This is a genomic window from Lysobacter soli, assembly GCF_003382285.1.
Taxonomy (GTDB): domain Bacteria; phylum Pseudomonadota; class Gammaproteobacteria; order Xanthomonadales; family Xanthomonadaceae; genus Lysobacter_J; species Lysobacter_J soli.
Genome location: NZ_QTJR01000010.1, coordinates 1 through 14,768, shown reverse-complemented (window position 1 = coordinate 14,768; position 14,768 = coordinate 1). Strand labels below are relative to the sequence as shown.

The window sequence follows — 14,768 nt, the reverse complement described above, 5'->3', positions numbered from 1 at the left end:
GCGCTCGAACGTTCCGCCGAACGGCACTGCCGGCGGCCGTCCCCGGGTGCTGCAATCGCCGCGTCCAACCCGCTGGAGTTCGCCATGCGTCGTACGTGCCTGCCGTTGTTCCTCTGCCTTATAGCGACGAATGCTGCTGCGCAGACGGCACCCGCGCGCGAGCACTTAGCGCCGAGGGGTTGGGAGGGCTCGTACCACGGGCTGCACTACACGCCCGTGCTCCGCGTCGGCGATCGCGTGATCGTGTCGGGCATTCCAGCATCGGAAGGCGAAACGGACGAGGCGAAGATCCGCTGGGCGTTCCAGCAGCTGAAGGCGCATCTGGAAAAGGCGGGCGCGACGATGGAGGACGTCGTCGAGCTGCAGAGCTTCCATGTCTCGCGCGATCACGACGATTTCCGCAAGCGCGTCGAGCCCGTGCTGAAAGTGCACCGCGAGTTCTTCAAGGATCACTACCCCGCATGGACGGCCGTGGGCACGACGGCGCTGTTCTCGAAGGACGCGCCGATGGAGATCCGGGCCGAGGCGATCGTCGGTTCCGGCGCTAAGGCGAAGGCCTCGATCCCGGTGCCGGCGGCGAAGTAGCGTCAGCACCAGCATCTTGGTGGCAGCGCGATCCGGCGAGCCGCAGCGATCACGGCACACGCGCACACACCCACACGTCGACGCGCTGCACGCCGGCACGGCGCAGCGCCAGCGCCGCCGACCGCGCCGTGGCGCCGGTCGTCATCACGTCATCGATCAACGCGACGTGCGCCGGCAGCGATGCGCCTGCCCGCACCTCGAACGCCCCGCGCAGGTTGCGGCGACGCGCGCCCGCGTCGAGGCGTGACTGCGCTGCCGTCGCCCGCACGCGCCGAAGCAGGTCGTCGCGGAGCGGCACGCCGAGCCGTCGCGCGAGCGGCCGCGCCAACTCCAGCGCCTGGTCGTAGCCGCGCCGTCGCAGGCGGTCCCGGTGTAGCGGGATCGGCGCCAGCGCCTCCGGCCGTTCCGCGCGGCCGAAGCTGTCGCCCATCACCGCAGAGAGAAGCCGCAATCCGGCGAGGTCGCCATGGAACTTGGCGCGCGGGAGGAGGCGATCCAGCGGCGTGCGGTACACGAAGGCCGCTCGCGTGGCGGTTTGCGGGGGCGGCCGGCGGAGGCAGTCGCCGCAGAGCTCGGCGGCGACTCCGAGCGGCAGGGCGCATCGGGCGCAGGATGTCGTCAGCCACGGCAGGCTTTCGCAGCACGCAGGACACAGATCGCGACCGATCGCTCCGCGTTCGCTGCAGACCAGGCACCGCGACGGCAGCAGACGATCGAACAACCGGGATGTCCAGCCGTAAACTCCGTGCGCAGCAGTTTGGTTGACAGGGTGGGGCATGGTTTCCAGACTGCCGGGCCTGTCTCGCCGAAAACATCGGAATTCCGCCATGCCTGCTGTCAGCCAGATTCCTCTCGTCGAGTCCTCCCCCGCCGGCGAACTCCGCCACGACTGGTCCCGCGCCGAGGTCCGCGCACTGTTCGACCTGCCGTTCCCGGAGCTGCTGCACCGTGCGGCCTCCGTGCACCGCGCCAACTTCGATCCGGCCGAGGTGCAGGTCAGCACGCTGCTGTCGATCAAGACCGGCGGCTGCCCGGAGGACTGCGGCTACTGCCCGCAGGCCGCGCGCTACCACACGGGCGTGGAGGCGACCAAGCTGATGAGCACCGAGGCGGTGCTCGAGAAGGCCCGCCAGGCCAAGGCCGCCGGCGCCAGCCGCTTCTGCATGGGCGCGGCGTGGCGTTCGCCGAAGGATCGGGATATTCCGAAGGTCGCCGCGATGATTTCCGAAGTGAAATCGCTCGGCCTTGAGACCTGCGCCACGCTCGGCATGCTCTCGGCCGACCAGGCGCGTGCGCTCAAGGACGCCGGGCTGGACTACTACAACCACAACCTCGACACCGCGCCCGAGTACTACAACGCCATCATCCACACGCGCGAGATGCAGGACCGCCTGGACACGCTCTCGCACGTGCGCGACGCCGGCATGAAGACCTGCTGCGGCGGCATCGTGGGCATGGGCGAGCGCCGCGACCAGCGCGCCGGCCTGCTGCAGACGCTGGCGAACCTGCCGGCGCATCCGGATTCGGTGCCGATCAACCGTCTGGTGCAGGTGGAAGGCACGCCGCTGGCCGGCACCGAGCTGCTGGACCCCTTCGAATTTGTGCGCACCGTCGCAGTTGCGCGGATCCTGATGCCGCGCTCGATGGTGCGCCTGTCGGCCGGGCGCGAATCGATGAGCGACGAGCTGCAGGCGCTGTGCTTCCTCGCCGGCGCGAATTCCATCTTCTACGGCGAGAAATTGCTGACGACCGGTAATCCCGACACCGAGCGCGATATGGCATTGTTCGACCGACTGGGCTTGCGTCCGATGCCCGTGGTCGAACAAGGGGAGACCGTCCATGCCGACATCGTCGAAGCGGCGCACCACTGCGCCGCGTGATGGCCTGCCGGTGCAGCCATGAGCCGCCCGGGCTGGCGTGACCGCATCGAGGCCGCCCGCGCGCAGCGCGAAGCGAGCTCGAGGGTGCGCGTGCGTCGCACCGTCACCCTGCGCGACGGCGCGCGCTGCCTCGTCGACGGCCGCTCCCTGCTGAATTTCTGCGGCAACGACTACCTCGGCCTGTCGCAGCATTTCGCCGTGGTCGGGGCGCTGCAGGACGCCGCTTCGCGCGAGGGCGCCGGCGGCGTCGGCTCGCACCTGGTCTGCGGCCATCACCAGCTTCACGACGCGCTGGAGCGTGAAGTCGCCGACTGGCTTGGCACGCCGCGCGCGCTGCTGTTCGGCAGCGGGTACCTGGCGAACCTCGCCGTCGTGCAGGCGTTGCTCGGCGACGAAGACGTCTGCGTGCAGGACCGCCTCAACCACGCCAGCCTGATCGACGCCGCGCGCCTGGCGGGTTGCCGCCTGCGCCGCTATCCGCACGCTGATGCCGAAGGCGCGATCCGCCAGCTGCGCAGCATGCCGGAGGGTGCGGCGATGCTCGCCACCGACGGCGTGTTCAGCATGGACGGCGACATCGCCCCGCTGCGCGAGCTCGCGCTCGTGGCGCGCGTGCAGAAGGCGCTGCTGTACGTCGACGACGCCCACGGCATCGGCGTGGTCGGTCCGGACGGGCGCGGCAGCGTCGCGGCCAGCAAGCTCGGCGCGAACGACGTGCCGCTGCAGCTGGCGACGCTGGGCAAGGCGCTGGGTGGCTACGGCGCGGTCGTCGCCGGGGATGCCGACCTCATCCAGCACCTTTCCGAAACCGCGCGTTCCTACATCTACACCACCGCGCTGCCGCCGGCGCAGGCCGCCGCGTCGCTGGCGGCGGTGAAGCTGGCGCGCGCCGAACACTGGCGCCGCACCAAGCTCGACGAGCTGATCGGCCGCTTCCGCGAGCGTGCGCAGCGCGCCGGCCTGGAGCTGATGGATTCGCAGACGGCGATCCAGCCGGTGATCTGCGGCGACGACGACACGGCGCTGGCGATGGCCGCCGGGCTGGAACAGGCGGGCTACTGGGTCGCCGCGATCCGTCCGCCGACCGTGCCTGAAGGTCGCGCGCGCCTGCGCGTGACGCTCTCGGCGCTGCATGGCGTGGCCGACGTCGACGGCCTCGTCGAAGCGATGGCGAAATCGCGCGAACGCATCCGCCTGGGCCTGGTCGAGACCGCCCGGCGCGAGGCCGTGCTGGCGCGATGAGCGGCGAGCGCGACCTCGCGCGCCTGCTCGCCACGCTGAACGTCACGGCGCGGGCGGGCCAGTACGCTTTCGTCGCGCGTCCCGCGCCCGATCCGACCCTGGCGTCGCTCGCGCTCGCCATGGTCACCGAGGACGAGGGCGTCACCTACGTCCTGCCCTGCGAGGTCGCCGACGCGCGCGGCCTGCCTTACGATTTCCGGGCCGCCTGGCTGACGCTGGGCGTGCATTCGGCGCTGGACGCGGTCGGTTTGACCGCCGCCTTCGCCTCCGCGCTGGCGCGGCGCGGCATCGCCTGCAACGTGCTCGCCGGCTTCCACCACGACCACCTGCTGGTCCCGGCCGATCGCCGCGACGACGCACTGGCGGTGCTGGCCGACCTCGCCCGGGACGGCGCCGAATAGCACTGCAGGCAACACGCTCCACTCCATCCCCATCGGCCATCCCCCCAACGGCTTGCTCCATGTACATCGAAACGCGCGGGCAGGGTCCCGCGCTGGCACTGATCCACGGCTGGGCCATGCACGGCGGGTTGTTCGCGCCGCTGGTCGAACGCCTCCAGGATCACTACACGCTCCACCTGATCGACCTGCCCGGCCACGGCCGCGCGCGCGACGACGCCACGCCGCTGTCGCCCGAAGCGCTCGCGCCGCAGCTCATCGCGCGCGTGCCGGACGCCGTATGGCTCGGCTGGTCGCTCGGCGGGCAGTTCGCGTTGCGCGCCGCGCTGGACTTCCCGGAAGACGTGCGCGGGCTGGTGATGATCGCCTCCTCGCCGCGCTTCGTGACCGACGAAGGCTGGCCGCATGGCGTGAAGCCGAGCCTCTTCCGCGATTTCGGCGAGGCGCTGGGCCGCGACTTCCGCGGCACGCTGGAAGGCTTCCTCGCGCTGGAGGCGCTGGGTTCGAGCTACGCGCAGGAGGAACTCCGCAGCCTGAAGGCGCAGGCCTTCGAGCGCGGCGAACCGGCTCCGCGCGCGCTGCAGGAAGGCCTGGTGCTGCTCGATCGCCTCGACCTTCGCGACGAATTGCCGCAGTTGCGCGTGCCGAGCCTGTGGATTTCCGGTCGCCGCGACCGCCTGATTCCCGCCGGCGCGATGCCCGCCGCCGCGGCGATGACGCCGGGCGCACGCAGCGTCGTCATCGGAAATGCGGGACACGCGCCGTTCCTGGGCGCCGCCGATGAGGTCGCCGCGCAGATCGATGCGTTCATGCGCGCGGTGACCGCGCCGGCGTGACAGCAGGAGCCCTCCCCTTCAAGGGGAGGGTTGGGTGGGGATGGTCCCCACCCGTGACGTGTCGCCTGGAAAGCGACACCATCCCCACCCCGGCCCTCCCCTTGAAGGGGAGGGAGGAAAAGCAGACGACCCGCCGCATACCACACGGGTCAAACCAGAAAAATGACTGACACCTTCGACCACCGCCAGGTCCGCCGCGCCTTCTCGCGCGCCGCGCACCACTACGACGACGCGTCCGCGCTGCAGCGCGAAGTGGCCTCGCGCCTGATGGAACAGCTCGACTACCTCGACGATCCGGCGCTGAACCGGGCGCCGCCGCAGCTGGTCGTCGACGTCGGCTGCGGGCCCGGCCACGCGGCCGCGGCGATGCAGAAGCGCTGGCCGAAGGCGCACGTCGTAGGCATCGACCTCGCCCAGCCGATGCTGCGCGAAGCGCGCGGCCACGCCGGCGGCTGGCTGCCATCGTTCCTGCCCGGCGTCGCGCGCCGTCCCGACTGGCTGTGCGCCGACGCGCGCGCGCTGCCACTGCGCGATGCGAGCGTCGACATCCTGTTCTCCAACCTGTGCCTGCAATGGGTGGAAGACCTGCCGGCGGTCTTCGCCGGTTTCCGTCGCGTGCTCAAGCCCGACGGCCTGCTGCTGGTGTCGACCTTCGGCCCGGACACGCTGCACGAACTGCGCGATGCGTTCGCGCAGGCGGACAACGCGCCGCACGTGAGCCCGTTCGCGTCGATCGCGCAGTTCGGCGATGCGCTGATCGCGGCGGGCTTCAAGAATCCCGTGCTCGATCGCGACGAGTTCGTGCTCGGCCACGACGATCTCGCCGGCCTGATGCGCGAACTGCGCACGCTGGGTGCGACGAACGCGATGCACGACCGTCGACGCAGCCTCACCGGCCGCTCGCGTTTCGCGCGCGCCGCGCAGGCCTACGAACCGTGGCGCCGCGATGGCCGGCTGCCGGCGACGTGGGAAGTGATCTACGCGCACGCGTGGGGCCCGCAGCCGGGCACGCCGATCCGCGTCGGCGGCGTCGACGAAGTGCATGTGCCGGCGCACGGCATCCCGGTGCGGAAGCGTTCGTGAAGGCGCGCAGCACGGCGCTGGCGGCGGTCGCCATCGCGCTCGCGTCTGCATTCTTCTTCACCTGCACCTACGTGCTCAACCGCGCCGCCGCGACCGAGGGCGGCTACTGGGCATGGACGGCGTGCCTGCGCTACCTCATCACGTTGCCGCTGCTGCTGCCCGTGATGCCGTGGCAGGGTGGGGTTGCGCCGGTGTGGCGGGCGATCCGCGCGCATCCCGGGCCGTGGCTGCTGTGGAGCGGCATCGGCTTCGTGCTGTTCTACCTGTGCCTGAGCTACGCGGCGTCGAGCGGGCCGTCGTGGCTGATCGCCGGCACGTTCCAGCTCACCGTCATCGCGGGAATGCTGTGCGCGCCGTTCCTCTATCGCGACGAACGCGCGCGCGTGCCGATGCCCGCGCTCGCGACGGGGCTGCTCGTAGTCGCCGGCGTGCTGTTGCTGCAGTTCGGTCACGGCGGCGGTTCGCTCGATCGCGACGGCTGGATCGCGCTGGTGCTGGTAGCGATCTCGGCCTTCGCCTACCCGCTCGGCAATCGCGGCCTGCTGCTGCACCTGGAGCGCAGCGGCGTCGAACTCAACGCCACGCAGCGCGTGTTCGGCATGACGCTGGCGAGCCAGCCGATGTGGTGGGCGGTCGCGGCGATCACGCTGGCGCAGGTCGGCCCGCCGCCGCTGGGGCAGGTGTCGTTCGCCGCGGGCGTCGCGCTCGGCGCGGGCGTGATCGCGACGGTGCTGTTCTTCCAGGCGACGGGCATGGTGCGCAGCAACCCGACCGCGCTCGCCGCCGCCGAGGCGATGCAGGCGGCGGAAATCCTGTTCGCCACGCTGATCGGCGTGCTGTGGCTCGGCGAGGCCTGGCCGCAGGGCCGCGCGCTGGCGGGTGCGGTGCTGGTCGTGATCGGCATCGTGGTGTTCAGCATTGTCGCCGCCCGCGCGAGCGCGGGCGACGCGCGCGCCGTGGACAAGGCGTCCGGTGACCGGGGGGCATAGTCCGCGACGGCAACGTCGTTCAGCCGCCACGTCCTACGATCGGCCCATCCTCCGACGGCATCGCGACGACATGGCCAGAACCCCGCTCACCCTTGCCGCAGGCTTGCTGCTGGCGGTCGCGACCGTTCCCGCGTTGGCGCAGGATTTCAGCAGCTGGGGTTTCGATCCCGGCGCGCTGATGGCCGACAGCCGCGAACTGCTGATGCGTGCGCCCGATTCGAGCGTCGACGGACTCTTTCAGGCCGTGCACGCCAGCGCGCAAACGCCGCAAGACGCGCGCACGCTGTGTGCGCTGTTCGATCCCGATGCGCAGCGCAGTCTCGACGGTTACAACCAGATCGCCTCGCAGCTGAGCGAGCAGAGCCGCATACGCTTCGCCGATGCGGCGACGAATTTCTTCCTCACCGCCGCGCAGAGCCCGCGCCAGCCGTACGACGCGAATGTCGCGACGCAGGCGCTGAAGGCCGCCGGCGTACGCGCGGCGCTGCTCAACGACGGATTCCTTGCCGGTCTCAACGGCGGCGACCATGACGCACGTTGTCGTTCGGTCGGCTTGCTGATCGATGCGATGGCCTCGCGACCGGTCGGCGAACGCGCGTCGGTGATGCGGCTGCTGTTGAGCCAGGGCATCGACTACCTCTCGCTCGGCGCCGGCCCGCAGCGCTGAGGCGATGTTTCAGCGCTGCGGTTCGACACGGAACATCACGCGCCGCTCGAACGGCGTGCCCAGCAGGATCGCGCGGTAACCGTAGCCTTCGATGCGTTCGCGCACGACGGGCCAGTCGCTCTGCTTGGTCACCCACACCACGCCGTGCTCGTGTTCGCCCAGTTCGACGGCGAGCGGCTCGTCGTACTGCGGGTTGAAGCGCGGTTCGTGCAGCGTATCGAGCGAGATCTTCTCGATCTCCGTGCCGCGGCCGAGTTCGAGGTGCAGCCCGTAACGCGCCATGTCCTCGACGAAAACGATCTCGTGGATCGGACCGGGCGCGCGTTCGACGATCGCATGCGCCCACGCCTCGGCGTTCTTGTGCGTGGGCCAGTACGACGCGGCGACCTTCGCTGCGAGCAGCACGGCGGCCCACGCGATCAGCTTCGGCCATGACGGCAGGGCGCGTCCTTCGCCCGTCCGTTGCAACGCGATGATGACCGCGATCGGCACGAACAGCGGCAGCAGGTACAGCGGCATGCGCGAACGCGCGAACACACACACCGCCAGCGGCAGCAGCAGCCACAGCGCGAGCAGCACCCAGTGCGCGTCGCGCTGGCGCCGCTGCGGATCGCGCCACCACGGACGCACCATCGCCGGCAGTCCGCGCGTCCAGCGCCACAGCGCCGGCGTCCACGGCAGCGTGCCGACGATGAGCGTGGGGACGTAGATCTCGATCCAGCCGTACCACTCGCCGTGGCGGCCGAACTCGTTCGTCGTAACGCGGTTGACCAGTTCGTCGCCGACGAAATACTCGAACAGCCCCGGATTGCCATGGAACACCGCGACGTACCACGGCAGCGCGAGCACCGCGAACAGCACGAGCCCCGACCATTGCAGGACGCGATGATCGCGTCGCCCGGGCATCAGGAAATCGAACAGCAGCACGACCGGCAGCGGAAGCAGCCCCGCCGGCCCCTTCGTCACGAACGCCAGCGCGAGCGCGATCCACATCAGCGCGATCCAGCGCCTCGGATGCGGCGTGGCCGAGAAGCGCGCTTCGACGAACGCCCACATCGCCAGCGCGATGCAGGCGCTGAGCAGGTAGTCGGTGGTGATCATCTGCGACGCGCCGAACGGCAACAGCATCGTCGCGTAGACGATGGCGGCCGACTGCTGCGAACCCGGCGCGAGCCGCGCGGCGATGCGCCACGCGAGCCACGTGCACAGCAGGTACGACAACGCGGCCGGCAGCCGGGCCGCCCAGGTGTTGGTGCCGAAGACCATGACGCTGGACGCGATGGCCCAGTACGTCAGTGGCGGCTTGGTCCAGTGGCCGATCTCGTCGTTGCGGCGCGGATTGAGCCAGTCGCCGCTGTCGAGCATGTTGAGCGCGACGTTGGTGTAGCGGCCCTCGTCGGGATCCCAGATGCCGCGCGAGCCCAGGAACATCAGCGCCAACACCGTCGCCAGTGCGGCGGTCCACAGCGCAGGCGATCGCAGGATCCGGTGCATGGGCCCGCCCGAAGGAAAACCGGATTCAGGCTAGCGGCGGTTTTGTCGGCGGCGCGTCGGAAAGCGGTGCCACCGACGGCGCGTCAGCGCACCTGCGCGATCCAGTCTTCGAGGTTGTAGTAATTGCTGATGCGGTGGATGCGGCCGTCGCGCAGCTCGAAGAACGCGCCGCCCGGCAGCACGTACTTCTGTCCGCGCGCCGGCGGCAGGCCGCTGTCGTCGGCGAGGTATTCGCCATGCACGATGTACTCGGCCGCGGCACGCGCGCCATCGGGCGAGACCATCACCACGATGTCGTGCAACTGCTCGCGATAACTGCGGTGCATGCGCTGCAGGAACGCCGAGAACGCCTCGCGGCCGGTTTCGCGCGGGCCCTGGTTGAGATCGTGCACCACGTTTTCGCCCAGCAGCGCGACCATGCCGTCCCAGTCGGCGCGATTGAACGCGGCGTAGTAGGCCAGGATCAGTTCCGTGGCGCGGTCGTTGGTGCGGGTGCCGTCGATCTTCATCGCGAGTCCTTGCGGGACCACAGGCGCCGGCGTGCGCGGCGGGAGCGCCATGATAGCCGGCGCCCACGCGGGCCCGACCGTGACGTTCGCCATAAAGCGCGCGTGCGGCGGCGTCTTCACGCCGCCTGCACGCGGCGCCTCGCGTCACGCAGTGCGGAACGCGAACGCGCAGATGTCGGCGCCGTCGTTGCGGCAACGCGTCTCGACCACGTGCATCGGCTGCGCGCTGCCGGCGAGCAGCCCGCCGAGCATGCCGCGCAGGAAATGGCAGCACGGGCCGTGTTCGCCGCGCCGGCAGAAAGGGCTGTCGCTCACGTGCAGCGCCTCGCCCTGCAGTTGTGCCTGCACGATCTGGCGCATCGCCGGCAACGCGATGCGGCGGATGGCATCGCAGGTGGAGGTCGTCTCCACGCCCGCGAAATCGCGCGCCTGCACCCACGCGCCGATGCGATGGCCGAGTTCGCTCAGCGCGAGTTCGCGATGCGCCTCGGGAAGTTCGCGTTCCAGCTCGAGCAGCGCGACGAAGATGTTCGGGTAGTCGCGCGTGAGCTGCGGCACGAGCGCCTCGATGCGACGCGAATCGGCCGCGCAGGGCGGTGTCGCCGCACAGCGGTGGGGCGTGATCGATGGCGGCGTTTCGACGGGAGCCGCGTCGGGTCGCGTGGCTTCGAAGGACGTCACCAGCGGATGCGTGGCCACGCATTCCTCCAGCGTGGCGAGGTTCTGCTGCGGGCCGCGCACCAGCATCGTCAGCACGACGCCGTCCTCGCCGCCGGCCATGCGCTGGCGCAGCAGCGTGAAGCCATGGGCGATCACCGCCTGGCCGAGCGTCAACAGCAGGCCCTCCCGGCGGTCGGAGACCACGCGGAATTCCACGTCCACCATCCGCCACCCCCATGGCCCGATATCTGCGTTCGTGCGCCCGCGGGTCATGGGTGCCGGATCCCCATCCGGCACCGCGCTGGGCGACACGGTCGTCGCCGGCTTCACGCCAGAAACGGCAAAGTGATTCTGGTCAATCCATCACAAAAAGCAAGGCGCCGGAGCGTCGCCCGGCGCCCGCATCAGGCGCGTGCGAAGAGCGCGGGCAGGGCATCGGGATCGACGTTGCCGCCCGACAGCACGACGCCGACGCGCTGGCCGGCGAACAGCGGGCCGTGCTTCAGGACGGCGGCCAGGGCCACGGCCGACGAGGGTTCGACGATCTGCTTGGTCCGCTGCCAAAACAGGCGCATCGCCGCGACGGTATCGGCGTCTTCGACCGTCAGCACCTGCGCGCCGTGGTCGCGGAGCATGCGGAAATTGATCTCGCCCAGCGTGCCGCGCAGGCCGTCGCAAACGGTGTCGGGGGTGAAGCCGGTGACGCGCTCGCCCTTCGCCAGCGACGCGAAGGTTTCGGCCGCGCCGGCCGGTTCGGCCAGGTAGAGCCGGGTTCCGGGCGAACGCGCGGCGACGCTCAGCGCGGTGCCCGAAGCGAGGCCGCCGCCGCCCACCGGCACGACGATCGCGTCGAAACGCTCCGGCGTGCACAGCAGTTCCAGCGCGGCCGTGCCCTGCCCGGCGATCACGCGCGGATCGGTGTAGGGGTGCACGAGTTCGGCACCGAGCTGCGCCTGCAATTCGGCGGTGCGGGTTTCGCGGGCGGCGATGGTCGCCGCGCACCGGTGCAGCGTCGCGCCGTAGGCCTCGATGGCGGCGAGCTTCGCCGCGACTGCGCCTTCCGGCACGACGACGTGGCAGGCGACGCCGCGCGTGCGTGCCGCCAGCGCCAGCGCCGCGCCGTGGTTGCCCGAGGAATGCGTGACCACGCCGCGCGCGGCGGTGGCCTCGTCGAGCGACCAGATCGCGTTGCACGCACCGCGGAATTTGAAGGCGCCCGCGCGCTGGAGGTGTTCGGCCTTGAGGTGCAGCTCGCAGCCGGCCAGCGCGTCGAGCGTGCGCGAACGCAGCACGGGCGTCGCGTGCGCGTGCGGCGCGATGCGCGCGGCGGCGGCGAGAACGTCTTCGAAGGTGGGCGTCACGTGGGCGATGTCGTTCATGGGGGGATGGTAGGACCTATGGGGTTTTCGCAGGCGAAGGCGCGCGAGGTTTGAGCAGGCTCACCGCGGCCGAGCCGGCGACGACCAGTCCGGCGCCGACCCAGCCCAGCGGCGTGATGCGTTCGGGTGCCAGCCACTGCGGCCACAGCGCGTGCACGGCCGTCGCCGCGGCGATGCACAACAGCGGCGTGGTCGCGAGGATGGCCGACACGCGCGAGGCTTCCCAGTGCGCGAGCGCTTCGGCGAAGGCGCCGTACGCACCGATCGTGTTGAAGGCGCAGTAGGCGAGCAGCGCCCAGTGCAGCCCGTCGAGCCGCAGCAGCTGCGTCGGATGCGCGAACGGCAGCAGCGCGAGGCTCGCGAAGACATAGATGAACCACAGGATCTGCATCGACCCCAGCCGCACCAGCAGCTGCTTCTGCAGCAGCGCGTAAATCGCCCACACGACGGCGCCGACGATCACCAGCGCCGAACCGAGCACGTAACCGGGCGCCTTCGCGCTCGCGGCGAGCTGGTCGGCGAAGAACAGCGCCATGCCCGCCACCAGCAGCGCCAGGCCCAGCCATTGCGCGGCGCGGAACCGCTCGCCGAACACCCAGATACCGCCCAGCGCCATCAGCAGCGGCGCGAGCTGGATCAGCAGCTGCGCGTTCGCCGGCGTGGTGTGCTGCACGCCCAGCAGGTAGAAGACGTAGTTGCCCACCAGCATCAGCGCGGCGACGAACAGCATCGTCCAGCCCCGGCCATGCAGCGCGCGATAGCCGCCCAGTCGACCACGCATCCCGAGCCACGCGCCGGTGACCAGCGCCGCGACGAGGAAGCGGAACCAGGTGAGCGTGATCGGATCGAGCCCCTGCAGCACCAGCTTCAACGCGATCGGCAGCGTGGCCCAGCATGCGGCGGTGATCAGGGTGAGCGTCAGCCCCAGCCGCCACTGGCCGGAGGCGCGATGCAGGTTCATTGGCGCGTCCGTCGCGAAGGGCGTGACATGCTGTCATCGCGCGAAACGCCCGGCAATGCACGGCTTGCGCGATCGCGCGCCACTACGCTGAACGCCGTCGTCGCCTTCATCCCGGCGCCGGAAAAATTAAGGCCGAGTTCAAAGCCCCGGCCGGAAGCTGGCGGCACACCCCGGGGGGTTCCGAACATGATCCGCAAACTCATCCTGCCTGCGCTGGCCGCCACGATGCTGGCCGGCTGCGTAACCGGCTACACCTACCGCGGCGCAGGCGGCGGTGGCGACTACTACCACGGCCAGCCTTCGGTCGAATACCGCTACTACGGCGGTTACGGCGGCTATTACGGCTATCCCTACGGTTACGGCGGCTACGGCTATTACGGCTATCCGTACCGTTACGGGTACTACGGTTACCCGTACGCGTACCCGCGCTATCCCGTGTACCGCTACCCGTATCGCTACGACCGCCACCCGGGCCAGCACTGGAACGGCAACGGCCGTCCGGGCCAGCACTGGAATGGCAACGACCGTCCTCCGGGCCAGCACTGGAATGGCAATCGACCGCCGGGCCAGGGCTGGTCGGGCAACGGTCCGCGCCCGGGCGTGGGCGGTCCGCGGCCGGACGGCCAGGGTCCGGGCAACAGCGGTCCGCGCCCGGGTCGCCCGGGCAATGTCGGCCCGCGTCCGACGCAGCCCCGTGCCGATGCGGAGCCGCGTCGCTACTCGCCGCCGCCGCGTCAGCGTCCCACGAACTCCGATCGCGGGGTCCAGCAGCAGGAGCGTTGACCCGGTTGTCAGGGTCTCGGCCGCAGTCACATTTTTTCGCTTGCGCTCGAGGCCGACTGACGGCAATCTGCGGTCATTGACCGATTACGTCACTCTTGGACGTAATGAGTGAAAGTCGGCCCCAGGCCGAATGCTCCATGTCGGCGCTCGATGAGGAACCACGGATCCCCCCTGTTCCGTCCCCATCGAGCGTCGGCGCCCATCCCGGCGGGCGTCACGGCCCGCCAGAAACGCAAAAGGCGCCCTCGCGGCGCCTTTTGTGTGTCCGGGGTCTCCCGGCGAGCAAATAAAAAGGGGGCCGAACGTCCCCCGACATTCGGCCCCCGTGCTTCCCCTGCGAGCGCTTGACCAGCCCCTGTTCCAATTCCGGCCGGCGCCTAGCGCCTGCCCCGCTGGGTGCAGAGACTATGTCGCAGGAACCGTGCCAAGTTTCACCTGCCGTTCATTCTCGACGGCGGACGAGGCCGGGCTGCCCTAGAATTCGCACCCCGGGCGCTCGTCCGGATCCTGATCGACCAAGCCCGATGAGCCAGAACTTCTACCAATACGACGTGATCGTGGTCGGCGGCGGACATGCCGGCACCGAAGCCGCGCTTGCCTCGGCCCGCGCCGGCGCACGCACGCTGCTGCTCACGCATTCGGTGGAAACCGTGGGCGCGATGAGCTGCAACCCGGCCATCGGCGGCATCGGCAAGGGGCATCTGGTCAAGGAAATCGACGCCCTCGGCGGCGTGATGGCGAAGGCCGCCGATGCCGCGGGCATCCAGTGGCGCCGACTCAACGCGAGCAAGGGGCCGGCGGTGCGCGCGACGCGCTGCCAGGCCGACCGCGCGCTGTATCGCGCCTACATCCGCCGCGCCGTGGAAGCCCAGCCGAACCTGACGATGTTCCAGGCGGCGGTGGACGACATTGCGTTCGACCAGGGCAAGGTCACCGGCGTCGTCACCCAGACCGGCCTGCGTTTCGACGCGCCCGCCGTGGTGCTGACCGCCGGAACGTTCCTCGCCGGCAAGGTGCACGTCGGGCAGACGACCTACGCCGCCGGCCGCGCCGGCGATCCCCCTGCCGTCGCGCTGGCGCACAAGCTGCGCGAAGGGCCGTTCGTGGTCGACCGCCTCAAGACCGGCACGCCGCCGCGTATCGACGGCCGCACGCTCGACTACTCGGTGATGGAGGAACAGCCCGGCGACGATCCGCGCCCGGTGATGTCCTTCATGGGCACCACCGCCGACCACCCGCGCCAGGTGTCGTGCTGGATCACGCACACCAGCGAGCGCACGCACGAGATCATCCGCGGCGCGC

General features: G+C 70.4%; 16 protein-coding genes. 10 read left to right on the top strand and 6 right to left on the bottom strand.

The features are described from left to right. The first annotated feature begins 84 nt into the window (after positions 1–84). The gene (locus tag DX912_RS18425) at positions 85–585 is read left to right on the top strand and encodes a Rid family hydrolase (RefSeq protein ID WP_181902832.1); all 501 of its coding nucleotides are present in this window, start codon (positions 85–87) and stop codon (positions 583–585) included. A 49-nt stretch (positions 586–634) separates the two neighbouring features. Here DX912_RS18425 and DX912_RS13320 read toward each other — a convergent pair whose 3' ends face one another. Then, a complete protein-coding gene (locus DX912_RS13320) occupies positions 635–1,363 on the bottom strand; it encodes a ComF family protein (protein ID WP_115843048.1) in 729 nt (242 codons plus the stop codon). A 49-nt stretch (positions 1,364–1,412) separates the two neighbouring features. On the opposite strand from DX912_RS13320, the gene bioB reads away from it, so the two are divergent. The 7 genes from bioB to DX912_RS13285 all read left to right on the top strand — a co-directional run bounded on the left by bioB (position 1,413) and on the right by DX912_RS13285 (position 7,680). Continuing rightward, positions 1,413–2,465, top strand: coding sequence for a biotin synthase BioB (gene bioB, locus DX912_RS13315; protein WP_115843046.1), 1,053 nt, complete (start codon positions 1,413–1,415; stop codon positions 2,463–2,465). A gap of 18 nt (positions 2,466–2,483) precedes the next feature. Further along, positions 2,484–3,707: an 8-amino-7-oxononanoate synthase gene (gene bioF, locus DX912_RS13310; protein WP_115843044.1), complete on the top strand. Its 1,224-nt coding sequence runs from the start codon at positions 2,484–2,486 to the stop codon at positions 3,705–3,707. After that, positions 3,704–4,108 carry an ACT domain-containing protein gene (locus DX912_RS13305; protein WP_115843042.1) on the top strand — a complete coding sequence of 135 codons (405 nt, stop codon included), beginning with the start codon at positions 3,704–3,706 and terminating at the stop codon, positions 4,106–4,108. Before bioF ends, DX912_RS13305 begins: the two co-directional genes overlap by 4 nt. Positions 4,109–4,167: 59 nt before the next feature. Next, positions 4,168–4,941, top strand: a complete 774-nt coding sequence (bioH, locus tag DX912_RS13300) for a pimeloyl-ACP methyl ester esterase BioH (protein ID WP_115843040.1) — start codon at positions 4,168–4,170, stop codon at positions 4,939–4,941. 162 nt (positions 4,942–5,103) lie between these two features. Continuing rightward, the gene (gene bioC / locus DX912_RS13295; RefSeq protein ID WP_115843038.1) at positions 5,104–6,024 is read left to right on the top strand and encodes a malonyl-ACP O-methyltransferase BioC; all 921 of its coding nucleotides are present in this window, start codon (positions 5,104–5,106) and stop codon (positions 6,022–6,024) included. After that, positions 6,021–7,013, top strand: a complete 993-nt coding sequence (locus DX912_RS13290; protein WP_115843036.1) for a multidrug resistance efflux transporter family protein — start codon at positions 6,021–6,023, stop codon at positions 7,011–7,013. The genes bioC and DX912_RS13290 overlap by 4 nt, the downstream gene beginning before the upstream one ends. Before the next feature lie 70 nt (positions 7,014–7,083). Beyond that, positions 7,084–7,680 (top strand): hypothetical protein, encoded by a 597-nt coding sequence (locus tag DX912_RS13285; RefSeq protein WP_147298648.1) that lies wholly within the window; start codon positions 7,084–7,086, stop codon positions 7,678–7,680. Between the two features lie 9 nt (positions 7,681–7,689). Here DX912_RS13285 and DX912_RS13280 read toward each other — a convergent pair whose 3' ends face one another. From DX912_RS13280 to DX912_RS13260, 5 genes are all read right to left on the bottom strand, one after another. Further along, positions 7,690–9,174 (bottom strand): ArnT family glycosyltransferase, encoded by a 1,485-nt coding sequence (locus tag DX912_RS13280; RefSeq protein WP_115843032.1) that lies wholly within the window; start codon positions 9,172–9,174, stop codon positions 7,690–7,692. A gap of 83 nt (positions 9,175–9,257) precedes the next feature. Further along, the gene (locus DX912_RS13275; RefSeq protein ID WP_115843310.1) at positions 9,258–9,683 is read right to left on the bottom strand and encodes a ketosteroid isomerase-related protein; all 426 of its coding nucleotides are present in this window, start codon (positions 9,681–9,683) and stop codon (positions 9,258–9,260) included. 144 nt (positions 9,684–9,827) lie between these two features. Continuing rightward, positions 9,828–10,559, bottom strand: a complete 732-nt coding sequence (locus DX912_RS13270; protein WP_181902831.1) for a V4R domain-containing protein — start codon at positions 10,557–10,559, stop codon at positions 9,828–9,830. A gap of 188 nt (positions 10,560–10,747) precedes the next feature. Further along, entirely contained in the window at positions 10,748–11,722 is a 975-nt protein-coding gene (locus tag DX912_RS13265; RefSeq protein WP_115843028.1) for a threonine ammonia-lyase, read from the bottom strand. A gap of 16 nt (positions 11,723–11,738) precedes the next feature. Next, positions 11,739–12,683 (bottom strand): DMT family transporter, encoded by a 945-nt coding sequence (locus DX912_RS13260; RefSeq protein WP_220340808.1) that lies wholly within the window; start codon positions 12,681–12,683, stop codon positions 11,739–11,741. A gap of 186 nt (positions 12,684–12,869) precedes the next feature. On the opposite strand from DX912_RS13260, the gene DX912_RS18800 reads away from it, so the two are divergent. Further along, a complete protein-coding gene (locus DX912_RS18800) occupies positions 12,870–13,466 on the top strand; it encodes a hypothetical protein (RefSeq protein WP_115843026.1) in 597 nt (198 codons plus the stop codon). Between the two features lie 524 nt (positions 13,467–13,990). Further along, positions 13,991–14,768 (top strand): FAD-dependent oxidoreductase (locus DX912_RS13250; RefSeq protein ID WP_115843306.1); only part of this gene is annotated, 778 nt, incomplete at its 3' end.